We start from the raw sequence: 22800 nt of genomic DNA on the forward strand, positions 1-22800 counted from the left end.
GTTGATAGAGGAAGTTTAGCATAAGCCGTGCCGCCAATAGTTAAGCGAACGTCACCACTTCCACCCGTTCCCCATCCGTCACCAGCAGCCATGCGACGAGGTTTTTCAGCGCAGCAATTTCCGGCAGTTGCAGATAGCCTTGCACCTGCTCGATACCTTCCTGCTTTTTGGCTGCCCAACCCGCTGCCTTATCGCTTTTCTTGCTGTATTTCAGTTCGATCAAATGCTGGTGCGGCACTGCGATGGGGTTGCGTTCCAGCAGCAAAATGTCGGGGTAACGGCGGTTGAGTTCGCGCTCGCTTTGCACGAAATAGATTTGTGTCTGATACAACAGCGTCAGCAGCAGCACCTTGACGTGCTTTTCATCCATCCCCATTGCATCGCGGTTGGAAAGCAGTTGCAGGGCACGCACCATTTCATCCATCAAGGGCTGAATGTCGGCGTACAATGCCAATTTTTCCACCGCCAGCCGCAATGCCTGATTGGGGATGCTGATCTGGTTGCGGCGCTCCAGTTCCACCTTGAAATAATGGAAGTAAAACTCGCGGATGGCGTAATTGGGGATGACGAATGTTTCGCCCGCCAAGGTTTCATTTTGTAGGGTCACAAAGCCCATGTAGGCGAGTAAGCTGATGAAATCATCGCGATCAAAACCTTTGTCAAATTCAAATTTGCGGCGTTGTGAAGCCTGCACTGCGCCCTGATTAATCAGCTCATCCAGCACTGCGAAATTTTCATCACGATTACCAATACTGAACATACCCATGATTTTGCCGTAATCGGAGGCAATATTTTCATCCATCATTGGCTTGGGGTAAGCACAACGGCGTAAATCAAAATTCTTCACGAAATACAGCACCATATTGGTGTTGTAAACCGTTTCAGGGGACTTGATGTTGAAACGGTAGCCGTTGTACCAGCGGGTGACGTCCGCCAGCAACTGTTCCAACGCCACAGGGCAACTGTCTGCCAACGGTTGCAACAGGCTGCTGACTTCCGCTTTGGTAAAACCAATCGCTTCGTTGAAACCTTCATGTAGCGAGAGATTTTGCCCGATATTGAAACCGCTGGTCATGCTATCCAGCATAATGGGGGTAACGCCGGTGACGAACAGCCGATCCAGCGTGCCGCGTTGTGTAGCGGTTTTGAGCGTTTCGTAGAAGCTGCGCACAAAGCCGCCTTTGCCCATGACCCGCAAGAACAGTTTCATATCAGCAGCCAGAATGCTGTTAGCAAAATGGTCGTATTCGTCGATCAGCAGCAACAGCTTTTGCCCGGACATCGCATCCATGAAATATTCCATCTTGGCTGCGGGAGAGTTTTTTTCAGTGACCTTGGTTTGTATTTCGGTCGCGTGACCATACCGCAGCAAAAAACTCAGGAGGTAAGTGTCCAGTTTGTCATTGATACGTTGCAAAATGGCATCATGCCCTGCATCGGTATCAATGCCGCTGAAATCCATAAACAGCACCTGATAGCTGTTGTGCAACGGGGTGGGATTTTGCCCAATAGCCAAGCGACCAAACAGGGTATCGAATTCATCCCGATACGCCACGTCGTAATAATATTCGAGCATCGACAAAAACAGGCTTTTACCGAAACGGCGCGGGCGCAGCAGAAACAGGTATTTGCCTGCTTCTTCCAACTGGGTAATGGTCGCAGTCTTATCGACATAAACATAACCACCGCTGATGACGGTTTTGAAATTGCTTTCGCCGTAGGGGATTTTCATGCCGTTATTATCCTTCGGGTTGATAGAGGAAGTTTAGCATAAGCCGTGCCGCCAATAATTAAGCGAACGTCACCACTTCCACCCGTTCCCCATCCGTCACCAGCAGCCATGCAACGAGGTTTTTCAGCGCAGCAATTTCCGGCAGTTGCAAATAGCCTTGCACCTGCTCGATACCTTCCTGCTTTTTGGCTGCCCAACCCGCTGCCTTATCGCTTTTCTTGCTGTATTTCAGTTCGATCAAATGCTGGTGCGGCACTGCGATGGGGTTGCGTTCCAGCAGCAAAATGTCGGGGTAACGGCGGTTGAGTTCACGTTCGCTTTGCACGAAATAGATTTGTGTCTGATACAACAGCGTCAGCAGCAGCACCTTGACGTGCTTTTCATCCATCCCCATCGCATCACGGTTGGAAAGCAGTTGCAAGGCACGCACCATTTCATCCATCAAGGGCTGGATGTTGGCGTACAGCGCCAGCTTTTCCACCGCCAGCCGCAATGCCTGATTGGGGATGCTGATCTGGTTGCGGCGTTCCAGTTCCACCTTGAAATAATGGAAGTAAAACTCGCGGATGGCGTAATTGGGAATGACGAATGTTTCACCCGCCAAGGTTTTGCGTTCCAGCGTGACAAAGCCCATATACGCCAGCAGGCTGATGAAATCGTCACGATCAAAACCTTTGTCGAATTCAAACTTACGGCGTTGCAATGCGGTCACTGCCTCGGTATTGATCAGCTCATCCAGCACCGCAAAATTCACGTCGCGGTTGCCAATGCTGAACATGCCCATGATTTTGCCGTAATCGGAGGCAATGTTTTCATCCATCATTGGGTCGGGGTATTCACAGTTGCGCAGATCAAAATTCTTCACGAAATACAGCACCATATTGGCGTTGTAGACCGTTTCAGGGGCTTTGATGTTGAAACGGTAGCCGTTGTACCAGCGGGTGACGTCCGCCAGTAACTGTTCCAACGCCACCGGGCAACTGTCTGCCAACGGTTGCAGCAAATTGCTGACTTCCGTTTTGGTAAAACCAATCGCTTCGTTGAAACCTTCATGCAGCGAGAGATTTTGCCCGATATTAAAACCGCTGGTCATGCTATCCAGCATAATGGGGGTAACGCCGGTGACGAACAGCCGATCCAGCGTGCCGCGTTGCGTGGCGGTTTTGAGCGTTTCGTAAAAGCTGCGCACAAAGCCGCCTTTGCCCATGACCCGCAAGAACAGTTTCATATCAGCAGCCAGAATGCTGTTAGCAAAATGGTCGTATTCGTCGATCAGCAGCAACAGCTTTTGCCCGGACATCGCATCCATGAAATATTCCATCTTGGCTGCGGGAGAGTTTTTTTCAGTGACCTTGGTTTGTATTTCGGTCGCGTGACCATACCGCAGCAAAAAACTCAGGAGGTAAGTGTCCAGTTTGTCATTGATACGTTGCAAAATGGCATCATGCCCTGCATCGGTATCAATGCCGCTGAAATCCATAAACAGCACCTGATAGCTGTTGTGCAACGGGGTGGGATTTTGCCCAATAGCCAACCGACCAAACAGGGTAGCGAATTCATCCCGATACGCCACGTCGTAATAATATTCGAGCATCGACAGAAACAGGCTTTTACCAAAACGGCGTGGACGCAGCAGAAACAAGTGGCTGCCGATGGTTTCCAAGGTTGTGATGTAGTGGGTTTTGTCGATGTAGACAAAACCGTCCGTCATGACTTTTTTGAAATTGCTTTCGCCGTAGGGGATTTTCATGCCGTTATTATCCTTCGGATTGATAGAGGGAGTTTAGCATAAGCCAGCCCCTTCAAGGGTGAGTGGTACACGGCGGAATCAGGGTCGCCAATTCCTTGCCTTCCACTTTTTGGCGCAAATCGTAATTGACCAACAAGGGCAGATAGCCCGATTCCCTGTCCAGTTGCAGGAACGTGGTGGCGGGGATTTTGCCTGCGGGCAGTTCAGTCTTGCGGCACGCATCCACCCCGACACCCATTGAGGCTTCCGGTTTCTTGCCACCATCGGCTTTTTTCGCCTTCAACGTGTCGCGGAAGTGTTGCAGGCGCGGAATATCCGCCGGTGCAAGTCGGTACGCATACAGGGTATAGCCCGGTTTGGTGGCATCGGCGAGTGTTTTGCCTTCCAGTGCCAGAGGTACTGCTTCGAGGTTGAAACGTTCGTTAATGGGTGTTTCACCCTCGCGTTTCATGCCGAGTTCCAGCTTGACACCATCCGGTTGTGGCGCAACCCAATCCGGCATTTGTGCGGCAACCCGTAAAATGCTGGGGTCAACCGTCATCAGGTCAGCGGTGGCGAGTTTGTAGAGCGTTTTGACGGGGATGGACGTACATGCGCCCAGCATGACGGCGGCGGCGATGGGGAGGAGTTGCTTCATAGTTTAATACCGTTTTGGTTGAAAAAATTATTGTAATACAGTAATATTTTTTCATGCAACATGAAATGAGGTTACTATGAAATTCAATACTTCTCACCTGAAACATTGGCTGGCACCGGCGGCAAAAGTGATTGCGGCATTGCTGCTCTTATCCAATGCGCTGCTGTGGTGGCTGCCGGATGGACAAACACTCGTCGTTAAACATTTTGCCACCTTGACCACGGAAACTTTGCAGTTGACCCCGTTTGCACTGTGGATGGGGTGGGGCGTTTCCACGCTGCACTTGTTGATCATGGTCTTTGGGATTTGGGCGATGGCGGGCGTGTTTCGCTTATTGGCGCAACGCGATTATTTCCACCCAGACATTGCGACGGAATTGCAGTGTTTCGCGTGGATGTTGGTGGTGTTTGGTGTGACCAGCCCCTTGGCGCGGCTCTTGACGGTGTTGGTGCTAACGCTTGAAAATCCCGCAGGGCATCAGGTGATAGCAGTTAGTTTTGAGATGAATGATGTGCTGGTGGTGTTAATCGGGGCGTTAATGCTGATGCTTGCCCATGCCCTGCAAGCCGCCGCCGTGATTGCCGACGATAACCGCCAGATTGTGTGACCTCCATGCCTATAATTGTGAACCTTGATGTGATGCTCGCCAAACGCAAGATGCGCTCGAAAGAGCTGGCGGAACGCATTGGCATTACCGAACAGAATGTGTCCCTGCTCAAATCGGGTAAGGTGAAAGGCATCCGCTTTGATACGCTGGCGAAGATTTGCGAAGTGTTGCAGTGCCAGCCGGGGGATATTTTGGCGTTTGAGTCTGAAACCGTAGAGTAAAAGGAATACCACCGTGAATGCTGTTACACCTGACACCACCCTGTGCCGTTGCGCATGGGTAGACTTGAGCAAACCCGATTACGTCGCCTACCACGACGAAGAATGGGGCGTACCCGTCCACGATGACCACAAATTGTTCGAGTTCATCGTGCTGGAATCGGCGCAAGCAGGCTTGAGTTGGTACACCATCCTGCGCAAGCGCGACAATTACCGGCAAGCCTTTGATGATTTCGACCCGGAAAAAATCGCGCTTTACGACGCTGCCAAAGTCGAGGAATTGCTCGGCAATGCCGGAATCATCCGCAATCGCCTGAAAGTGTTGGCTACCATCAATAACGCGCAACGCTTTCTGGCAGTGCAGGCAGAATTCGGCAGTTTTGACACGTATATGTGGCAGTTTGTTGGCGGCAAACCCATCGTCAACCATCGGAAAACCTTGGCAGAATACACCGCCACTACCCCGGAATCGGATGCGATGAGCAAGGATTTGAAAAAGCGCGGCTTCAAATTCATGGGTTCGACCGTGTGTTATGCGTTTATGCAAGCGACGGGGATGGTGAATGACCACATGCTCGATTGCTTCCGACGCAACGAGGAGCCTTAAATGGGCATCATTGGCAGCCCCCTTGCCCCATGAAAAATTTCCCTGTATAGTGCCAACCATGAACACCGTCACTACGTTTTTCACTCACGCCTATCGCTGGCTAACACTCTGCTAATACACGCGGAGCAGCTAGTTTTTGCCTTTTTTCATTAGCTGCGGGATTCCCCCAGTTAATGATGCTTAATCCCGCAGCACTCTTTGGAGACAATCATGCGGGAAATACCCAACGCCACCACCACCCCACACTATTTCCGCTCAGGCTGGATGCTGGCAGTGGGCGGCACGGCGTTGTTCGCACTCAAATCCATTTTCATCAAGCTGGCTTACGCGCAAGGGGTCGATACCACGACCTTGCTAACGTTGCGGATGCTGGTTGCGCTGCCGTTTTATGCGGTGATGCTGGCTTGGTTGTTGCGCGAACCCCGCACGGTGAAGCCGTTGCCGTTGGAATTTGTCGCCATTATGGGGCTGGGTTTCATGGGCTATTACTTGTCATCGTGGCTGGATATGCAGGGTTTGAACTACGTGTCGGCGCAACTGGAACGCCTGACGCTGTATACCTACCCGATTATGACGACGGTGTTGGGTTGGTTGTGGTTGCGCGAAGTGATTACGCTGCGCGTTTTGTTGGCATTGGTATTGACCTACAGCGGGGTGATGGTGCTGTATTGGCACGAGGCGACCTTCGGCGGTAGTGATGTCAGTTTTGGCGTCATGTTGGTGGCGATGTCGGCGTTATCCTTTGCGTTTTACGTGGTGTGGAGCAAGCGGCTGATCGGCAGGCTCGGCAGCCGTTTGTTCACCAGTTTGGCGATGTTGGTATCGACGGTGTTTGTGTGCATCCATTTCCTGTTGACCCATCAGGTTGAGGATTTGTGGATTAGCCCGACTGCGTGGGGTTATGCCGTGCTGCTGGGGATTTTCAGCACCGTGTTGCCGAGTTTCATGGTCAGCGAAGCGATTGCGCGGATTGGGGCGGCACGTACCAGCATCGTGGGGACAGCCGGGCCGGTCATCACGATTTTGCTGGCAGTGGCGTTACTGGGCGAGCCGTTTGGCTGGTTTCACTTGGCGGGGATGCTGCTGGTAATGGCAGGCGTGGGGTTGTTGGGGAAGAAATGAGTGTGTTGTCCTAGCGAATTATACCAGTCCGTGCCATAAAATAGTTTTTTTGATCAGGGAAATATGGTTAGATGACTGGTAACAAAAGCAGCCATGAGTAATGTATGACATTAAAAATCACTTTCACTGAGGATGAGATAGCGGAGCTGTTCTACTGGAAGGAGCGCCATCCTCATCCCAGAGTCCGTAAGAAAATGTCCGTGCTGTACCTGAAATCCCAACAGTTGACGCATAAGGAAATCAAACGATTGGAAAGGATTACAGAAGCCACGCTGCTTGCCTACCTAAACGCCTACCTACAACCTAACGGTTTAGAAGCTCTTAAAGAAATACGATTCAATAAACCACAGAGTGATTTGATGGCATATAAAGACAAGATTGAAGCCTATTTTCGTGAATATCCCCCCGCAACCAGCAAGGCGGCAGCCGCTAAGATTGAGGAGCTGACAGGCATCAAACGCAGTGAGGACAGGGTACGTGTCTTTATGAAGAAAATAGGGATGGACATCCATAAAGTGGGGATGATACCCGCCAAAGCTGATGTGGAAGCACAAGAAAAGTTCCTGGAAAATGAACTAAAACCGCGCATTCAGGAGGCTAAGGAGGGCAAACGCGCCCTTTTTTTGTCGATGCCGCCCACTTCGTGTTAGCACCGTTTCTGGGGTTTTTGTGGTCATTTTCCCGCGTATTCATCAAAGCCCCCTGTGGTCGACAACGCTACAACGTATTGGGCGCACTCAATGCGATAACGCTACAACTCATCACGATCACTAACGACTCCTATATCAACGCTAACAGCGTGTGTGAATTATTGGAAAAAATTGCAGCGTTAGCACTCAAAATACCGATCACTTTGGTCTTGGATAATGCCAAGTATCAACGCTGTGAAGCCGTGTTTGCCTGTGCGAAAAGGCTCAATATTGAACTATTATTTTTACCGACCTATTCACCCAACCTCAATCTGATTGAACGGTTGTGGAAGTTCGTCAAGAAAAAATGCTTGTACTCGAAATACTATGATAAGTTTCCCGCTTTCAAGGCGGCCATCACCAACTGTCTCGACAAGCTGGATACCGATCACAAGAAAGAACTGACCCAGTTGATGACAACAAATTTTCAAACCTTTAAAAATGTTCAGGTCTTGACGCTGTAAGGTATACCCTGTCAGGTGATAATTCGCTAGGACTGATGCAACACATCCCGTACCTGTTGCTGGAGCGATGGCGCAAGCCTTAACCCATTAGCAACTGCCTGATCCAGCATCGCCAGCGCAGTGTGGGTATCCACGAGTTTGCTGCGGTTTGCCTGTATCAGCAATCCCGCAAATCCCGTGATGCGAATGCCGAACTGTTTGGCAATCTGGCGACCTTTGCGTTCGTCGATAATCAAGGGCAGGTTAAGGCTGGTAGCCAGTTCGATAGCGTTTGCTTCACCTGCATCTAACAATAGCAGGAGAGCGGCAAGGCGTTTTGACGCTGGCACATCCACGATGGTAAAGCAGGGTAAACGCTCTAGCAGTGCGGTGATGTTGGGCGAACCCGCCTGTAATTCTGCCAATACCACGGCAGGTATCAGAATTTGTTCAAACAGCTTGCATAACAACCCTAATGATGCCAATTTTTCCAACACAATCAGGCTGGTGGTATCGCTGACAATCACGGATTTCATGCGGCAAATAGCTCATCCAGTGTTTGCAGGTCTTCCTGTAAATCGTAGTCGGCAAAGGGGATATTGAGTTCACCGAGTAACTCTAAGGTAGCGTGTTTGGTTTTCCCCAGCACTTTGCCTAATTGCCCAAGGCTCAAATCACCACTTTGAAAGGCTTTGAGCGCCATCCAGTTTTTCAGCCCGTTTTCCATGAGTTGGTGGGTGAATGGCAGGGCGACACCCAACGGTTCGCCGCGTCGGGTGATGAGCATGTACTCATTATTTTGCAGTAAATGGCTCAACTTGCCGGGGTTGGTTTGTAATTCCTTGATGCCGATGACGTTCATTGTGAATCACCTTGTACTAACGTTACGGAGTACTTGAGTATAACATGGGGGTGCTGCCAGTGAAACAACTGGCTTAAGCAACGTAGGCATGACAGGGACGTTTTATAATCGTAAAAATCCTGCCAAATAGAGCAATCTATCCCGATTAATCCCCCCAAACTTATCGCGCAGCTTATCCAACACATTGGAGGCATAGCGATACGAAATCCCCGTATGATCCTGAATATTTTTGAAGGGCTTGCCCGACGCCGCATAGCGCAAAACCGTGATTTCGGTGTCATTCAGGCTTGGCAAAAAGGGGGAGGTAAACCGAGCACAGGTTTGCGGATCAGACAACTACCAAGCTATGGAAGATGTGCGTCATCTGCAACAACAGTTCTGAACGTTCCCGCATCAAATGCTTAAACAGTTCAGGGTATTCGCGATTGATAATATTGATCGTCGAAACACCTGCCACGCCCACTGCGGGAATGCTGAGGGCATTCACACACCCATATAACTGGGTAGCCAGCTTATCAAAAGTGTAAACAACACGCCCTTCAAACTCTCCTCCAGCACATCGCCAAGGGCAATCGGCAGGCATTCGCGCCGCTGGTGGAACGCTATCAGCGCCCGCTGTTCAGCTATTTGGGGCGCATGGGATTTTCTCAGGCACAGGCGGAAGATTTGGCACAGGAAACCTTCATCCGCGCATGGCAGCATTTGGGGCAATACGACGCGCACCGCGCTGAATTTTCCACATGGCTCTTCACCATCGCCCGCCGTTTGGCATTAAACGAGCTGGAACGTGCAGGCAATCGGCTGGAAACACACTGGGGTGAAGACCCACCCGACGTTGCCAGCCACGACGCCACCCCGCTGGAACACACCGAACAACACGAGCAGCAACGCCGCTTGCAAGCCGCCCTCAAACGCTTGCCGCCGCGAGAGCGCAGCCTGTTAGCCTTGGCATACAGTCAGGGTTTGGATATGCAGGCGATTGCCCACATCGAAGGCTGTAGCGTCGGTGCAGTCAAAACCCGTTTGCATCGCGCCCGCGAACAATTACGCCACTGGCTAGGAGCTTGATATGGCACAACACGACGATCCCTTGGAACGCTTAGGAACTGTCCCGAAATAACTTCCCTCTTTTCTGCTAACAGCGAAAGGGGGAAGATAGCCCCTTGTAATGCCAATCAACACCGAGGATGAGCCAATGGATGTTTACCCATCAGCCATAGAAAAACAAATGCAGCGGTTCTACCAATCGCTCAATGAGCGTGACCGCCGCCGCTACGCCGCCGTGGAAGCCGTCCGGCTTGGGCACGGGGGGCAGGACTACATTTCCCGGTTATTGGACTGTGACCCCAAAACCATCCGCCACGGGTTGACGGAGTTGGAATCGGAAGATGGCTTGCCCACCGTAAGGCAGCGAAAAAAAGGGGCGGGCGCAAACGGCTGAACGCTACGCACCTGCAATTGGATGAGCATTTTCGCCAAGTTTTAAAGGATCATACGGCAGGCGACCCCATGCGGGAGGCGGTGAAATGGACGAACCTGTCACGTCGGCAGATTGCCCGGCGGATGCAGGCATTGGGGACATCGGCTGGGAAAAACGTGGTGTCGCGCCTATTACGGGAGCACGGCTACCGCCGCCGCAAGCCCCAGAAGAAACGCACCATGGGGCAACACGCTGACCGTAATGCCCAGTTTGAAAAGATTGCCCAACTCAAACAAACCTACCTGCAAGCAGGCAAACCCGTGATCAGCATTGACACCAAAAAGAAGGAACTGCTGGGCAACTTTTACCGTGAAGGGGTAACGGATGCCGTCGAACCCACGGAGGTCAATGACCATGACTTCCCCAGCTATGGCAATGGTCAGGTGATCCCCCACGGCATCTACGACCTTGCCCGCAACGAAGCGGCACTGCACCTGAACACCAGCCACGACACCACCGAGTTTGCCTGCGAAAGCCTTGGCTTATGGTGGCGTGAGCAAGGGAAACCCAACTACCCCGAAGCTGACGAGCTGTTGGTCTTATGTGACGGTGGTGGCAGCAACAGTTCCTCTGCGTACCTGTTCAAGCAAGACTTGCAGGCATTGGCGGACAGCCTGAACCTGACAATACGCATCGCCCACTACCCGCCCTATTGCTCCAAATACAACCCGATTGAACACCGACTGTTCCCCCATGTGACCCGTGCCTGCCGGGGTGTGCCGTTGGAAACGGTCGAAACCGCCAAACACTACATGGCAAAAACGGAAACCACCACTGGCTTGAAGGTCGCTGTCCGCATCATCAGTAAAGTTTTTGAAACCGGGCGCAAGTATACCCAAGCGTTCAAGGATAACATGACCATCCAGTTCGATGACTTCCTGCCAAAATGGAACTACTCCGCTGTCCCTCAGTCCCCCTGATTTCGGGAAGTTATTTCGGGACAGTTCCTTACTGCAAATCGAGCCGCTGGATGTGCCGCACGGTTTCAGCGAGCGGGTGATGCAGCGCATCGCGTATTTACCCTTGCCCGCGCAAGGCAGCCAGCCCTTGGAATGGTTGCAATGGTTAGCGTTGGCAGGTGGCGCATTGGCAGGTATTGGGCAAGTGCTGGGCTTTGTGTTCGGCATCTGGATGGTGAGTGCGGCGGGGTAAATGCCGTGTAACCGTTGCCGCGCTCGGCGGTATAACTCAGCATGAATCATAACTTTGGAGCTTTCCATGCAACCTGAAACCTTAACGTATCAACGCCGCCAGCCGTGGTTTGCGGCGTTCATGTCCTTCATCCTGCCCGGTTTTGGGCAGCTTTATAACGGTGAGTGGAATAAGGCAACGTGGCTGTTTCTGGGCTTTGCGCTGCTGGTGATTCCTGGCATTGCGGTGATTGCGCTGTATTTGCCTGCGAGTTGGACGTTTCCGACGCTGTTGCTGAGTTTGCTGACCTTGTTGGGGCTGTGGGGCTATAGCGTAGTGGATGCGTTTCGCACCGCGCGGTGTTTGCAGGCTTACGTGCTGAAACCCTGGCAACGCGGCAGTTTGTACGCGCTGGTGTGGTTGGTGTGCAGTGGCATTGCCTTGCCGTTCCTAACCGATTTTGTGCGCACGCATTTGGTGGAATCGTTTCGTGTGCCGTCGGCGAGTATGCAGCCTGCGGTGCTGGCGGGGGATATTCTGTTTGCCGACAAACGGTATAACCGCCCCGGTCTTACAGCGGTGCAACGCGGTGATATTGCGATTTTTGTGTACCCGAATGACCGCACCCTGCATTACATCAAGTGTATTGTGGGCTTGCCGGGGGATGTGATGAAGGTCGATGGCGGCGAAATCACCGTGCCAGCGGGGGAGGTGTTTGTGATGGGCGATAATCGCGCTGCCAGCAAAGATTCCCGCGATTTCGGCACCGTGCCGTTGCAAGATGTGGTGGGCAAGGCGCGGCAAATCTGGTTTTCGTATGGCGATGGCGCAATACGTTGGGAGCGTTTGGGGAAGGTGCTGGAGTGAGGCAACGTTCAGGCCGCTGACATCCCAAATAGTGCCAATGCCTGCAAGCACTGTGCCTTGTGCGCCTCACCCTTACTGGGAGCAAGCACCTTGCCGGGCAGCTTCAAACCGTATTGGCACTGTTCCTGATGGCATTCCAGCACCTTGCGGCACAAGTGTGACAAACGTACTTCTACCCCCGGCATCGGCAAACTATCCCAGTCCAGCCATAGGTCATGGCTGGCATAATCCACAAACGTCTTGGTGTAAAGCTTGCCGGTCTGGGCAAACTTAGCCCAATGAATGCGTTTCGGGGCATCGCCATACTGGTAATCACGCACCCCACCGAAATCGTTCGTGCCACCCATGATTTCCAACCCCGTGTCGGTTGCTTCATTAGGGGCAGTGCCGTTGGTTTGGAACGCCTTTTCTATTGGTGCGGGGTAGACCAAACCTTGTGCATCCAGAGACACATACGACCATGTTACCGCCAGACCGGTGGGGTAACGGCTGGTAATACGCAGGCGTGGCGGTTTGAAATACCCGCGCCCTTGGGTGCTATGTGAGAGTTTTACCCGTTGGACTTGGGTGGTAATCAGATTTACCTGTACTTGGCTTTCGCCTTCCCAGTCCAATTCCAGCGCGTATTTGGCTTGCTGCGCGGGGCGGCTGAGTGCCACTTCCAATACCGCATTTTCCCCCGCAAAACACGGCTCAATGCCAATAACGGTAACGGACAGCCCAGCTAAATTACGCCAAGTGTAAAAGATATTCAGCAACAGCAAGGCCAGCAGCCAAAAGCTGATGATGTACACCAGTGAGTTTTGGAAATTGATCCCCAACAAGAATAGCAAGGCCACGACTGCTAACAACCCCAGTGCGGTTTTGCTGGGGAGAATGAAAATCTTATCCACGCCCGACGACATCCACTTTGCTGAGGATGTGCCGCGCCAAGGGTTCGCCTTGCGCTTCTTGCCGCCCGACAAGGCGATGCCCGACCACGGCAGCAAACACCGCCTGCACATCTTCCGGTAACACATGCCCGCGCCCTTGCAGCAACGCCCAGGCTTGCGCTGCTTTAACCAATGCCAGTGAACCACGCGGCGATAACCCTAAATGGCACACGTCGGTTTGGCGGGTGTAGGCAATCAGGCGTTGCACGTAATCCAGCAGGGTGTCGGTCATTTTCACTTGCGGGACGAGTGATTGCAGGGCTTTCAGGCGGGATTCGTTTAACACTTGCTGCATACTGGCGAGTAACACCCGCCCGTTACGTCCTTTCAATAACTCACGTTCTGCCGCAGGTTCAGGGTAGCCTAAAGAGAGACGAATCAGGAAACGGTCAAGCTGCGATTCTGGCAGCGGGAAGGTTCCCGACTGGCTTTGCGGGTTTTGGGTGGCAATCACGAAAAAGGGGGAGGGCAAGGTATGGGTGGTGCCATCCACGCTCACTTGGCGCTCTTCCATGGCTTCCAGCAAGGCGCTTTGTGCTTTGGGGGTAGCGCGGTTCAGTTCGTCGGCAAGGAAGACTTGGCTGAAGACCGGGCCGGGGTGAAACCGGAATCTGCCTGCCTGCGTCTCGAAAATCGTTGCACCAATCAAATCGGCTGGCAGCAAGTCACTGGTGAATTGCACCCGCTTGTATTCTAGGCCGCACACCTGCGCTAGTGCGTGGGCGAGGGTGGTTTTACCCATACCGGGTAAGTCTTCCAATAGCAAATGACCATTTGCGAGTAAGCAGGTGAGGGCGAGTTGTATCTGCTGTTCCTTGCCGTGGATGACCTTGTTCAATTGCGCAAGCGTAGCCTGAATCAATTGGGGGGCTGCGGTTGTCATGGTGTGTCCGTTATTGTTATTGATTGGGGTTTGGGGAGGACTTTACAGGAAGGGCTATGGCTTGCCTATGGGGAGGCGACGGGCTGCTTTTACTGGGTGGCGAAGAAACCCCGTTTAGGTTAAATTCCCTGCATTGTTGATAATGGGGTAGCTGGTGAAGGGGGGGGGCAGCCAGTGGTGGATGCGTTGGTAGCGTTAGGCTTAGCAGTTGAAGCAGGTGGTCATTACAAGGTACTATCAACTTAAATGATCAATAAGCGGGCATTACTGATGATTTTGGTAGGGATTACAGGGCTGGATTTCGACACATCTGTATTTTCCGGGTACGGAACGGCTGGGCTTTGCACGTCAGGTTTTTGGGGGGGCAGGGCATGAAAGGCATCAAGTTTCTATCGAATCTGTCTGATCTGTTCAAAGGTTTTGAGAAATCCGAGAATAATACTCGGACTATACCAGTCCGTGCCATAAAATAGTTTTTTTGATCAGGGAAATATGGTTAGATGACTGGTAACAAAAGCAGCCATGAGTAATGTATGACATTAAAAATCACTTTCACTGAGGATGAGATAGCGGAGCTGTTCTACTGGAAGGAGCGCCATCCTCATCCCAGAGTCCGTAAGAAAATGTCCGTGCTGTACCTGAAATCCCAACAGTTGACGCATAAGGAAATCAAACGATTGGAAAGGATTACAGAAGCCACGCTGCTTGCCTACCTAAACGCCTACCTACAACCTAACGGTTTAGAAGCTCTTAAAGAAATACGATTCAATAAACCACAGAGTGATTTGATGGCATATAAAGACAAGATTGAAGCCTATTTTCGTGAATATCCCCCCGCAACCAGCAAGGCGGCAGCCGCTAAGATTGAGGAGCTGACAGGCATCAAACGCAGTGAGGACAGGGTACGTGTCTTTATGAAGAAAATAGGGATGGACATCCGTAAAGTGGGGATGATACCCGCCAAAGCTGATGTGGAAGCACAAGAAAAGTTCCTGGAAAATGAACTAAAACCGCGCATTCAGGAGGCTAAGGAGGGCAAACGCGCCCTTTTTTTGTCGATGCCGCCCACTTCGTGTTAGCACCGTTTCTGGGGTTTTTGTGGTCATTTTCCCGCGTATTCATCAAAGCCCCCTGTGGTCGACAACGCTACAACGTATTGGGCGCACTCAATGCGATAACGCTACAACTCATCACGATCACTAACGACTCCTATATCAACGCTAACAGCGTGTGTGAATTATTGGAAAAAATTGCAGCGTTAGCACTCAAAATACCGATCACTTTGGTCTTGGATAATGCCAAGTATCAACGCTGTGAAGCCGTGTTTGCCTGTGCGAAAAGGCTCAATATTGAACTATTATTTTTACCGACCTATTCACCCAACCTCAATCTGATTGAACGGTTGTGGAAGTTCGTCAAGAAAAAATGCTTGTACTCGAAATACTATGATAAGTTTCCCGCTTTCAAGGCGGCCATCACCAACTGTCTCGACAAGCTGGATACCGATCACAAGAAAGAACTGACCCAGTTGATGACAACAAATTTTCAAACCTTTAAAAATGTTCAGGTCTTGACGCTGTAAGGTATAGTACGGCAAAACAAACTCAAACTATGGGATGACCAAGCAATTGATGTTGGCACTACATGGGGAGATGAAATAAATGAGCGACTTGCAAAATCCGACAAACTGAGTTGCTCAATTTTCAGCATTGACCGAACGCCGCATATTCAGCCGATTTTTTACTCAATTTGACCAACGAAACCTGAGCTTTTTCAGTTTTACCGTAACTTTTGCTAAATTTCACCCATACCGATGCGACTGCTCCTGTTTTTCAGTCAGTCTTCCCGTGTTTTTTCAAACCCAGTCGCTTTATAACAAGACACGCATCAGTTGATCAGCACTCAACACCAAAATCCCAAACATCAAGTGGCTGTAAACTTTTTGCGCACCTTGCACCCACACATTCCGACCACCAAATTCATCCTTCAGGCGGGCATTGGTTCGTTCTACGGTGCTGCGAATTTTGTAACGCTCGGCATCAGCAGGTTCAAACGCTTCTTTCTGTCCGCCGCGAGGATTGTGATCAATCAGAGGGACATGCCCCAGATGACGGCTGTATTCGTGCAAATCAGCACTGCAATAGGCCGCATCCATCAGGTCGTAGAGACTGGTGACACGTTGGGCACTGATTTGAGAGAGTGGGATGGCTGCCCCGCTGTCGTGAAAGGAGGCGGAAGACAGAATGGCTGCTATCGGGACACCACAATCGGCGGTATCGATATGCAGTTTGTAGCCGTTCCAACTGTGCTTGTAGCCTTGGGCATTCTTCTTCGTCCCCCGGTTACACTGAACCGGTATCTCATCGAGTGCTTGCTGAAGTGACTGTTCCCGTTGGCGCTGAATCCGTGTTTGCCCTTGTTTTTTCTTTGGCTTTTCCTCGGCAACAGGCCGTTCACGTGCCTCAATGGCTGTTGAATCCCGACACAGGTGGCCGATCAGCGCATCGCCCAAATACGTTTTCACCAACGTTTCATGCACACGTTCCGCTAAACGCTGTTCAGCAAATTCAGCGAAGGCACGTGAAAAGGTGGATTCGGAAGGCAGTTTCTTGGTCAGGGGAAACCCGCAGATGCGTCGCAGGGAGCGATCGTTTTGCAGCCGGTCAATGAGTGCTCGCGTATTGACAATATTGAGCACGCTTTTGGCGACAAAAGCATTGGCAAACCAAGATCGCTCCGTCGCTGGCCGTCCAGACCCATCACGAAAAGAGCGCACAAAATCTTCAATGCGCGTCAGCTCCAGTACGTGAATGAGCTTTTCAAGCTTGGGGGTCAATGTGCCAAAGGCATCATTGAAGCAAGGCAGTATTTCAATTTGCAGCAAACTCCAGCGTTGTGCAATCAGGGCGCGTTCGGTAGAATTCATAGCGTGGGCTTAATGGTTGTTTTGATGCTTCTATTATCGCCGAAAACGGCAGCCCACACTTCTTTTTTCCTTCAGATGAAGGAAGGTTCACGCTGAAAATGTAATTTTGCAAGTGGCTCAAATGAAAATCTGACAAATGCAAGAATCGTCTTTTGCCTCGTTAGCCAAGACTTCATTAATTCAGAATTTTGCTACAACAAAGAACTAAAGGATGCACTTGAAGCACACAAACGAAAAGAAAAAGTAATTGTCCCTGTCAGATATAGGTCATGTCTTTGGAATAAATTACCATTCGCAAACATACAAGGTACTCCTAATAATGGCTGGATAAGATCCGAGCAAGATCAGGATGTCGCATGGACTAAAGTTGCAGAATCGACTGAACGTCTGTTGGACAAGATGGCATCAGCAGACGCCCAAAAACAAAGCGTCATCATAGAACAATATGTCAACAAACTAGCCAATGAACGGAATGAGCTTAACAAACTTCAACAGCGGAAATCAGGAATAGAAAAAAATATCAGCGAAATAACTGAAGAAAGCAACGAACTTAGAAAAGCCTATCATTCACCACACAAGCAATTAGCTGATTGGTTGAGAAACGATAAATACAGCATTGTTGACAGAATATTCAAGCAAATGTGTGAGGATAATTTTGATGGGGATTTTCCATCAGGATTCCCAGAGAAAAAAGCTGGGATTAGAACATTTAAACTTCATATAGCTCAACTTATTGACTCATTGGAAATCTGTCTACTGTTGGATAGCACATATTTAATTGAAGAGCCGGTCACTGATTTAGAGATCAAGAATGAATACTATAGAGAAGCACTCTCCCTATTGAAGAAGAGGATTCCTTTTTCTACGTCATATGAATCAAAAGAGAAGCTGCGCTCATATATAGATTACCTGACAGAAAGGATTTGACTCAACAAAGTTGAACCAAACCCTTTTTTCGATTCAATGAGTGGAATACATTAACGTTGATTATTGCGGAGATGCTCTATCTCTTGTTCAATCTGTCGTATCTCTTCCTGTATTCTCTCCTCATCAGTTAGTAGGCGGTTGAGTTCTCTCTGTAACTGATGCAAACGTTTGATCAATGTTTCCAATCTAGACATAGTAATGTCCCCTGTATAAGTTAATATCAAAAATTACACAGCCTCCCGATGCCCATCGGCAGGTGCAAAACCTTTGATATAATTTACTTATGGTTTGTTCATTTTTTTATCGAAGACCGTAGGAAACACACGCCCCCAACCGCTCTACCAAATACAACGGTAACGACACCAGCCGGTAGCTAATCGCCTGCTGCTGGTTGTTTGTGTTCACCACGGCATTGACAGTACTGACCGCAGGCAAACCCGCATCAAACCGCACGGCAAGCGGAGCCTGCTTTTCTGCCATGAACTGATGCAGTGATTTCATGCTGCCACTTGCACCTGCCTTGACCTCAATCGGAATGATTTGCCCCTCCAGTGCCACCACATAATCCAGTTCAGCATTGGCGGAACGACCTTCCCGCAGCCAGTAGGTCAGTTCCCGGTTGGGCGATTCCGCCAGCAATGCCTGTAAGTGCTGACCGACAAACTGTTCAGCAATCGCGCCCTCGTTCACTAGCTTGATGTCGTCAAACTGGGACAATGTGCGCCAATTGAGTCCGCAAATGGCATTCATCAGACCGACATCCAGAAACAGCAGCTTATAAACTTTCTCGTCGAGGCTGGCTTGCAGCGGCAAGCCCGAACAATGGCTGTGGATGACCTTGCTGATCACCCGCGCCATGCAGAGCAGTTCCAGGTCTTTTTTCAGGGCGGCACTCTGGTCTTGTCGGGAAATATTGCTGTATTTGACCTTCACCCCGACATGGCGGGCAGCGAAGTTGAACACATCCAGCATCCGGTTCTGATCCCGGTGTCTGCCGTATTTGGGAAAGTCATCCCGATAGGTTTCAATGATGGAGTTATGGACTTCACTCACCGACTGGTAACGGCGGGTGTCGGCGAATGCAACCACGGCTTCGGGCATCCCACCCACGAAATAATAGCTGCGTAGCAATTCCAGCAGCCGCTGATGTACGACTGTGCCGATCTCATCGCCAAGCTGGTATGCTGTCACGACCTGATACAGCTTGTCTTCACCCAGTGCCAGCAGGAATTCGGAAAACGTCATCGGCTCCATGTGCAGGTATTGCACCCGACCCACTGGCATCGGAAACTGATGCGCCGCCAGCACAAATTCCAACAGGGAACCCGCACACACGACTGGCAATTGCGGGCGGTCTTCATGGAAATAGCGCAAAGCGGGGATGGCTTCCGGCACAGCCTGAATTTCATCCAGAAACAGCAATGCCTGCTCATTAACCGCTGGCATACGTGGCAAGGCTTCAATTTGCTGAAGAATTTTTTCCGGGTCATTGCTGGCAAACGTACTGCTCAACGCAGGGTAGCGTTCCAGATTGGTGGTGAGCAAGGTCATGCCTTGTTGCTCAGCAAACAACTGCACCAAGGTGGATTTACCCACCTGCCGCGCACCCCGGATGATCAGGGGTTTACGGTTTTTGTTGTGTAGCCAGCGGGTCAGAAACTGTAGTTGTTGGCGTTGCATGTGTGCTTACCTTGGCAGGTTAGAATGCAATGACTATAGCACAAGCACGAACAGTTCATGATTTTAGGGGGGTATTTTGATTAGCTTCACATGATTTTAAGGGGGTATTACCCACTACTGCTGAATAAAATGCTCCCGATAATACGCCAGCTCATCAATCGAATCCCGCACATCTGCCAATGCCAAATGCTGTGATTCCTTCTTAAAACCTGCCGCCAGCCCCGGTTTCCAGCGATTCGCCAATTCTTTCAACGTGCTCACATCCAGATTGCGGTAATGAAAGAATTTCTCCAATTCTGGCATTTGCCGCGCCAGAAAACGCCGATCCTGACAAATGCTATTGCCGCACATCGGCGACGCACCCGCTGGCACAAATTGCTTCAGAAAGTCGAGGGTCGCTTGTTCGGCTTGCGCGGTTGTCCATTCACTCGCTAACACGCGCTGAATCAGCCCCGAACCGCCGTGTTGTTTCTGGTTCCACTCATCCATTTTCGCCATGGTTTCCGCCGTCTGGTGGATGGCAATCACCGGGCCTTCTGCCAAGATAGCCAAGTCTTTATCGGTGACGATGGTGGCAATTTCGATAATCACGTCGTTGACGGTATCCAGTCCCGTCATTTCCAGATCAATCCAGATCAAATTTTCCTGATTCATGCTCATTCGGGTACACTGCACTTACTTTAGGGAATCTGGAATATAACAGACATTATGCAAACCTTTACCTACATTTTCCTTGCCTTTTTGCTGGCATCGACTTTGGTACAACTGTACTTGTCATTGCGGCAGAAACAGCATGTCAGCACCCACCGCGCCGCTGTCCCCACCCCGTTTGCGGGTAAAATCTTGTTGGAAGAACACCAAAAAGCCGCCGATTACACCCTCGCCAAAGGCGGTTTGGGGCGCATCGACTTGCTGATTGGCTTGGTGATCTTGCTGGGGTGGACACTCGGCGGCGGGCTGGAATGGCTGGATGCACAATGGCGCAGCTTTGGCTGGAACGAGCTGTACACCGGCACAGCGGTAATTATTAGCCTGATGTTGATCGGTAGTTTGCTGGATATGCCAATGTCGCTTTACCGTACTTTCGTATTGGAAGAACGCTTTGGTTTCAATAAGATGACGCCTGCAACCTTTGCCGCAGATTTGCTGAAAGGTGCGGCTTTGTCCTTGCTGATCGGGATTCCGGTGGTGATGCTGATATTGTGGTTGATGGAATCGGCTGGCAGCTTGTGGTGGTTGTATGCGTGGGCGGCATTGACTGCGTTTTCACTGTTGATGACCTGGGCATACCCCAAATTCATTGCGCCCTTGTTCAATAAATTCAGCCCGTTGGAAGAAGGCGAAGTCGCCGAACGCCTCAACGCATTGTTAGCACGCACCGGCTTTAACAGCAAAGGTGTATTCGTGATGGATGGCTCACGCCGTTCTGCGCATGGCAATGCCTACTTTACCGGTTTCGGCAAAAATAAACGCATTGTGTTTTTCGATACCTTGCTGAAACACTTAACGCCTGCGCAAGTGGAGGCGGTACTGGCGCACGAATTGGGGCATTTCAAACGCAAACACATCGTTAAGGGCATGGCCTTGTCGATGATCATGACATTAAGCGGTTTCATCGTCTTGGCATGGTTAATGAACCAAGAGTGGTTTTATACTGCGCTCGGCGTTAGCCAGCCGTCTACCTACATGGCGTTAGTGTTGTTCGTATTGGTTAGCCCAGCATTCACGTTTTTTATCGGCCCTGTCATGGCATGGTGGTCGCGTAAACATGAATTTGAAGCGGATGAATTCGCGGCACAACAGTCAAGTGGTACGGAACTGATTGCAGCATTAGTGGGTCTTTACAAGGAGAATGCCAGTACCCTGACACCCGATCCGTGGTATTCGGCATTTTATGACTCGCATCCGCCCGCAGCGATACGGATTGCGCATTTACAACAACAAATGTAACAAGAGTAGTGAAATGAAAGCGAAAGCTCTTTTGATTCTCTGTAGTGGCTTGCTACTGATGCAAACAGTAGCCGCCGAACCTGACCCGGCAAATGGGCAAAAACTGTTTGCTGCGTCAAAGTGCCTGAATTGCCATGGCACGGATGCCTTTACCAAAGCCGATCGTAAGGTCACTGATCTCGCTAGGCTGGAAAGCCAGGTGCGCAGTTGTGACGCTAACCTCGACACCAATTGGTTTGACGACGAAATTAAGGATGTTGTCGCTTATCTCAATCAGGCGTATTACAAATTTTAGGAATACGTGGGCAACGTAGGCGTTTTCCGTCACAATAGGATGTTATGACGGAAAACATTTCTCACGCAGCTTCTTCAGGCATCGGGCAAGTGATTACCCGCTTTGGTGCTGACTTTTTGATTGAAACCGAGGCGGGCGAGCGGCTACGTTGCACGGCTCGCCGTAAACTCGACCATCTTGCCTGTGGCGACCATGTGCAATGGGAACGCCAAGCCCAAGGCAATGCTGCTGTTACCGCTATGCTTCCCCGCCGCAATGTGCTGGAACGCCCGGACTTTCGCGGCAAACTGCGCCCTATTGCCGCCAATATTGATCTCTTGATTGTGGTGGCTAGTTGGCAACCTGCTCCGGTGTGGGATACCCTCGACCGTTACCTGATTGCCGCCAATCGTTTACACGCGGATGTTTTGCTGGTGATGAATAAAATGGATTTACGCCAGACTCATGCGACGGCTGAAGCGGAAGCCTGTTTAGCGGAATACGTGAACATTGGTTGTCCCATTCTGCACGTTGCTGCGGATCAGCAGCAAGGAATAGGGGACATTCTCAGTGCTATTCAAGGGCGCACCGCAATTGTGGTAGGGCAATCGGGGGTGGGTAAATCGTCTATCGCCGCACAGTTATTGCCGGATACGGATATTCGTGTGGGTACGATTTCTGATACTGGGGAAGGGCGGCACACCACCACCTCTGCCACACTGTATCGCTTGCCAGCGGGTGGTGCGTTGATCGACTCTCCCGGTGTGCGGGATTTTGGGTTGACCGGGTTGGATTTTGCCACTTTGGAAAGCGGTTTCCCGGAGTTTCGCCCCTTTTTGGGGGAATGCCGTTTCAATAACTGCACACATAACCATGAACCGGGTTGTGTGATAAAGGCGGCTGTCAGTGCTGGGCAACTACCGCCAAAGCGTTTTGCACGCTATTTGAGTTTATTGAGTACGGTCTGAGTACCGTACATACCACCTATCTGCTCGCTTATCTTGATTCATCCCGTATCCGGTTTGTTCGGAACTATAATAACTGCATATAAATCAAAAATAAGGCGATAAACCAAACCGGTTG

At 50.7% G+C, this 22800-nt stretch carries 25 protein-coding genes and 2 pseudogenes; 15 read left to right on the forward strand and 12 right to left on the reverse strand.

Annotated elements, in window-relative coordinates; all coding sequences use genetic code 11:
* Positions 1–40: 40 nt before the first annotated feature.
* Genes QJT81_02330 through QJT81_02340 form a run of 3 tightly spaced genes read right to left on the reverse strand, consistent with a single transcriptional unit; the run spans position 41 to position 4119 of the window.
* On the reverse strand, positions 41–1732 hold the full coding sequence (locus tag QJT81_02330) for an AAA family ATPase (protein WGZ94846.1): 1692 nt from the start codon (positions 1730–1732) through the stop codon (positions 41–43).
* A gap of 58 nt (positions 1733–1790) precedes the next feature.
* Positions 1791–3482, reverse strand: a complete 1692-nt coding sequence (locus QJT81_02335; GenBank protein ID WGZ94847.1) for an AAA family ATPase — start codon at positions 3480–3482, stop codon at positions 1791–1793.
* Between the two features lie 52 nt (positions 3483–3534).
* The gene (locus QJT81_02340; GenBank protein WGZ94848.1) at positions 3535–4119 is read right to left on the reverse strand and encodes a hypothetical protein; all 585 of its coding nucleotides are present in this window, start codon (positions 4117–4119) and stop codon (positions 3535–3537) included.
* A gap of 76 nt (positions 4120–4195) precedes the next feature.
* On the opposite strand from QJT81_02340, the gene QJT81_02345 reads away from it, so the two are divergent.
* The 5 genes and pseudogenes from QJT81_02345 to QJT81_02365 all read left to right on the forward strand — a co-directional run bounded on the left by QJT81_02345 (position 4196) and on the right by QJT81_02365 (position 7826).
* The gene (locus tag QJT81_02345; protein WGZ94849.1) at positions 4196–4726 is read left to right on the forward strand and encodes a hypothetical protein; all 531 of its coding nucleotides are present in this window, start codon (positions 4196–4198) and stop codon (positions 4724–4726) included.
* Positions 4727–4731: 5 nt separating this feature from the next.
* Positions 4732–4947, forward strand: a complete 216-nt coding sequence (locus QJT81_02350; GenBank protein WGZ94850.1) for a helix-turn-helix transcriptional regulator — start codon at positions 4732–4734, stop codon at positions 4945–4947.
* A 40-nt stretch (positions 4948–4987) separates the two neighbouring features.
* On the forward strand, positions 4988–5551 hold the full coding sequence (locus QJT81_02355) for a DNA-3-methyladenine glycosylase I (GenBank protein WGZ96443.1): 564 nt from the start codon (positions 4988–4990) through the stop codon (positions 5549–5551).
* A 210-nt stretch (positions 5552–5761) separates the two neighbouring features.
* Positions 5762–6673 carry a DMT family transporter gene (locus QJT81_02360; GenBank protein WGZ94851.1) on the forward strand — a complete coding sequence of 304 codons (912 nt, stop codon included), beginning with the start codon at positions 5762–5764 and terminating at the stop codon, positions 6671–6673.
* A gap of 104 nt (positions 6674–6777) precedes the next feature.
* A pseudogene (locus tag QJT81_02365) lies at positions 6778–7826 on the forward strand (IS630 family transposase).
* A 26-nt stretch (positions 7827–7852) separates the two neighbouring features.
* Here the strand turns inward: QJT81_02365 and QJT81_02370 are convergent.
* The 4 genes from QJT81_02370 to QJT81_02385 form a co-directional block, all read right to left on the reverse strand.
* Entirely contained in the window at positions 7853–8341 is a 489-nt protein-coding gene (locus QJT81_02370) for a hypothetical protein (protein ID WGZ94852.1), read from the reverse strand.
* On the reverse strand, positions 8338–8667 hold the full coding sequence (locus QJT81_02375; protein ID WGZ94853.1) for a UPF0175 family protein: 330 nt from the start codon (positions 8665–8667) through the stop codon (positions 8338–8340). The genes QJT81_02370 and QJT81_02375 overlap by 4 nt, the downstream gene beginning before the upstream one ends.
* A 102-nt stretch (positions 8668–8769) precedes the next feature.
* Positions 8770–8961: a hypothetical protein gene (locus QJT81_02380; GenBank protein WGZ94854.1), complete on the reverse strand. Its 192-nt coding sequence runs from the start codon at positions 8959–8961 to the stop codon at positions 8770–8772.
* Positions 8962–8995: 34 nt separating this feature from the next.
* On the reverse strand, positions 8996–9250 hold the full coding sequence (locus QJT81_02385) for a hypothetical protein (GenBank protein WGZ94855.1): 255 nt from the start codon (positions 9248–9250) through the stop codon (positions 8996–8998).
* Positions 9251–9261: 11 nt separating this feature from the next.
* Between QJT81_02385 and QJT81_02390 the strand changes: the two genes are divergently transcribed.
* From QJT81_02390 to lepB, 5 genes are all read left to right on the forward strand, one after another.
* Positions 9262–9735, forward strand: a complete 474-nt coding sequence (locus QJT81_02390) for a sigma-70 family RNA polymerase sigma factor (GenBank protein WGZ94856.1) — start codon at positions 9262–9264, stop codon at positions 9733–9735.
* A gap of 100 nt (positions 9736–9835) precedes the next feature.
* Complete coding sequence (locus QJT81_02395) at positions 9836–10108, forward strand: hypothetical protein (GenBank protein WGZ94857.1); 273 nt, start codon at positions 9836–9838, stop codon at positions 10106–10108.
* Positions 10109–10125: 17 nt separating this feature from the next.
* On the forward strand, positions 10126–11067 hold the full coding sequence (locus QJT81_02400; protein WGZ94858.1) for an ISAzo13 family transposase: 942 nt from the start codon (positions 10126–10128) through the stop codon (positions 11065–11067).
* The gene (locus QJT81_02405; GenBank protein WGZ94859.1) at positions 11018–11299 is read left to right on the forward strand and encodes a hypothetical protein; all 282 of its coding nucleotides are present in this window, start codon (positions 11018–11020) and stop codon (positions 11297–11299) included. Before QJT81_02400 ends, QJT81_02405 begins: the two co-directional genes overlap by 50 nt.
* A 66-nt stretch (positions 11300–11365) precedes the next feature.
* Positions 11366–12145, forward strand: coding sequence for a signal peptidase I (gene lepB / locus QJT81_02410; protein ID WGZ94860.1), 780 nt, complete (start codon positions 11366–11368; stop codon positions 12143–12145).
* Positions 12146–12153: 8 nt separating this feature from the next.
* Here the strand turns inward: lepB and QJT81_02415 are convergent, their stop codons facing one another.
* Both QJT81_02415 and QJT81_02420 read right to left on the reverse strand, forming a co-directional pair.
* A complete protein-coding gene (locus QJT81_02415; protein ID WGZ94861.1) occupies positions 12154–13134 on the reverse strand; it encodes a DUF58 domain-containing protein in 981 nt (326 codons plus the stop codon).
* Entirely contained in the window at positions 13031–13960 is a 930-nt protein-coding gene (locus tag QJT81_02420) for a MoxR family ATPase (protein ID WGZ94862.1), read from the reverse strand. The genes QJT81_02415 and QJT81_02420 overlap by 104 nt, the downstream gene beginning before the upstream one ends.
* Before the next feature lie 533 nt (positions 13961–14493).
* Here QJT81_02420 and QJT81_02425 point away from each other — a divergent pair.
* Positions 14494–15542 (forward strand): annotated as a pseudogene (locus QJT81_02425) (IS630 family transposase).
* A 288-nt stretch (positions 15543–15830) separates the two neighbouring features.
* Here QJT81_02425 and QJT81_02430 read toward each other — a convergent pair.
* Positions 15831–16886, reverse strand: a complete 1056-nt coding sequence (locus QJT81_02430; protein WGZ94863.1) for a transposase — start codon at positions 16884–16886, stop codon at positions 15831–15833.
* Between the two features lie 399 nt (positions 16887–17285).
* Here QJT81_02430 and QJT81_02435 point away from each other — a divergent pair, with 399 nt between their 5' ends.
* Positions 17286–17813 carry a hypothetical protein gene (locus QJT81_02435; protein ID WGZ94864.1) on the forward strand — a complete coding sequence of 176 codons (528 nt, stop codon included), beginning with the start codon at positions 17286–17288 and terminating at the stop codon, positions 17811–17813.
* A 300-nt stretch (positions 17814–18113) separates the two neighbouring features.
* Here the strand turns inward: QJT81_02435 and QJT81_02440 are convergent, their stop codons facing one another.
* Both QJT81_02440 and orn read right to left on the reverse strand, forming a co-directional pair.
* On the reverse strand, positions 18114–19493 hold the full coding sequence (locus QJT81_02440) for an ATP-binding protein (protein ID WGZ94865.1): 1380 nt from the start codon (positions 19491–19493) through the stop codon (positions 18114–18116).
* Positions 19494–19607: 114 nt separating this feature from the next.
* On the reverse strand, positions 19608–20153 hold the full coding sequence (gene orn, locus QJT81_02445) for an oligoribonuclease (GenBank protein ID WGZ94866.1): 546 nt from the start codon (positions 20151–20153) through the stop codon (positions 19608–19610).
* 48 nt (positions 20154–20201) lie between these two features.
* Here orn and QJT81_02450 point away from each other — a divergent pair, with 48 nt between their 5' ends.
* The 3 genes from QJT81_02450 to rsgA are packed head-to-tail and all read left to right on the forward strand — an operon-like array spanning position 20202 to position 22685.
* Positions 20202–21443: a M48 family metallopeptidase gene (locus tag QJT81_02450; protein WGZ94867.1), complete on the forward strand. Its 1242-nt coding sequence runs from the start codon at positions 20202–20204 to the stop codon at positions 21441–21443.
* A gap of 13 nt (positions 21444–21456) precedes the next feature.
* Positions 21457–21738, forward strand: coding sequence for a cytochrome c (locus tag QJT81_02455; protein ID WGZ94868.1), 282 nt, complete (start codon positions 21457–21459; stop codon positions 21736–21738).
* Between the two features lie 44 nt (positions 21739–21782).
* On the forward strand, positions 21783–22685 hold the full coding sequence (gene rsgA / locus QJT81_02460) for a ribosome small subunit-dependent GTPase A (GenBank protein WGZ94869.1): 903 nt from the start codon (positions 21783–21785) through the stop codon (positions 22683–22685).
* The last annotated feature ends 115 nt before the right edge of the window (positions 22686–22800 follow it).

The organism is Candidatus Thiothrix putei, assembly GCA_029972225.1.
Lineage (GTDB): Bacteria > Pseudomonadota > Gammaproteobacteria > Thiotrichales > Thiotrichaceae > Thiothrix > Thiothrix putei.

Excerpts from the sequence above, each read along its gene's own strand:
- QJT81_02330 (WGZ94846.1), bottom strand. The coding sequence starts at position 1,732 with ATGAAAATCCCCTACGGCGAAAGCAATTTCAAAACCGTCATCAGCGGT.
- QJT81_02335 (WGZ94847.1), bottom strand. The coding sequence starts at position 3,482 with ATGAAAATCCCCTACGGCGAAAGCAATTTCAAAAAAGTCATGACGGAC.
- QJT81_02340 (WGZ94848.1), bottom strand. The coding sequence starts at position 4,119 with ATGAAGCAACTCCTCCCCATCGCCGCCGCCGTCATGCTGGGCGCATGT.
- QJT81_02345 (WGZ94849.1), top strand. The coding sequence starts at position 4,196 with ATGAAATTCAATACTTCTCACCTGAAACATTGGCTGGCACCGGCGGCA.
- QJT81_02350 (WGZ94850.1), top strand. The coding sequence starts at position 4,732 with ATGCCTATAATTGTGAACCTTGATGTGATGCTCGCCAAACGCAAGATG.
- QJT81_02360 (WGZ94851.1), top strand. The coding sequence starts at position 5,762 with ATGCGGGAAATACCCAACGCCACCACCACCCCACACTATTTCCGCTCA.
- QJT81_02370 (WGZ94852.1), bottom strand. The coding sequence starts at position 8,341 with ATGAAATCCGTGATTGTCAGCGATACCACCAGCCTGATTGTGTTGGAA.
- QJT81_02375 (WGZ94853.1), bottom strand. The coding sequence starts at position 8,667 with ATGAACGTCATCGGCATCAAGGAATTACAAACCAACCCCGGCAAGTTG.
- QJT81_02385 (WGZ94855.1), bottom strand. The coding sequence starts at position 9,250 with ATGCCTGCCGATTGCCCTTGGCGATGTGCTGGAGGAGAGTTTGAAGGG.
- QJT81_02395 (WGZ94857.1), top strand. The coding sequence starts at position 9,836 with ATGCCAATCAACACCGAGGATGAGCCAATGGATGTTTACCCATCAGCC.
- QJT81_02405 (WGZ94859.1), top strand. The coding sequence starts at position 11,018 with ATGACTTCCTGCCAAAATGGAACTACTCCGCTGTCCCTCAGTCCCCCT.
- lepB (WGZ94860.1), top strand. The coding sequence starts at position 11,366 with ATGCAACCTGAAACCTTAACGTATCAACGCCGCCAGCCGTGGTTTGCG.
- QJT81_02420 (WGZ94862.1), bottom strand. The coding sequence starts at position 13,960 with ATGACAACCGCAGCCCCCCAATTGATTCAGGCTACGCTTGCGCAATTG.
- QJT81_02430 (WGZ94863.1), bottom strand. The coding sequence starts at position 16,886 with ATGAATTCTACCGAACGCGCCCTGATTGCACAACGCTGGAGTTTGCTG.
- QJT81_02435 (WGZ94864.1), top strand. The coding sequence starts at position 17,286 with ATGGCATCAGCAGACGCCCAAAAACAAAGCGTCATCATAGAACAATAT.
- QJT81_02440 (WGZ94865.1), bottom strand. The coding sequence starts at position 19,493 with ATGCAACGCCAACAACTACAGTTTCTGACCCGCTGGCTACACAACAAA.
- orn (WGZ94866.1), bottom strand. The coding sequence starts at position 20,153 with ATGAGCATGAATCAGGAAAATTTGATCTGGATTGATCTGGAAATGACG.
- QJT81_02450 (WGZ94867.1), top strand. The coding sequence starts at position 20,202 with ATGCAAACCTTTACCTACATTTTCCTTGCCTTTTTGCTGGCATCGACT.
- QJT81_02455 (WGZ94868.1), top strand. The coding sequence starts at position 21,457 with ATGAAAGCGAAAGCTCTTTTGATTCTCTGTAGTGGCTTGCTACTGATG.
- rsgA (WGZ94869.1), top strand. The coding sequence starts at position 21,783 with ATGACGGAAAACATTTCTCACGCAGCTTCTTCAGGCATCGGGCAAGTG.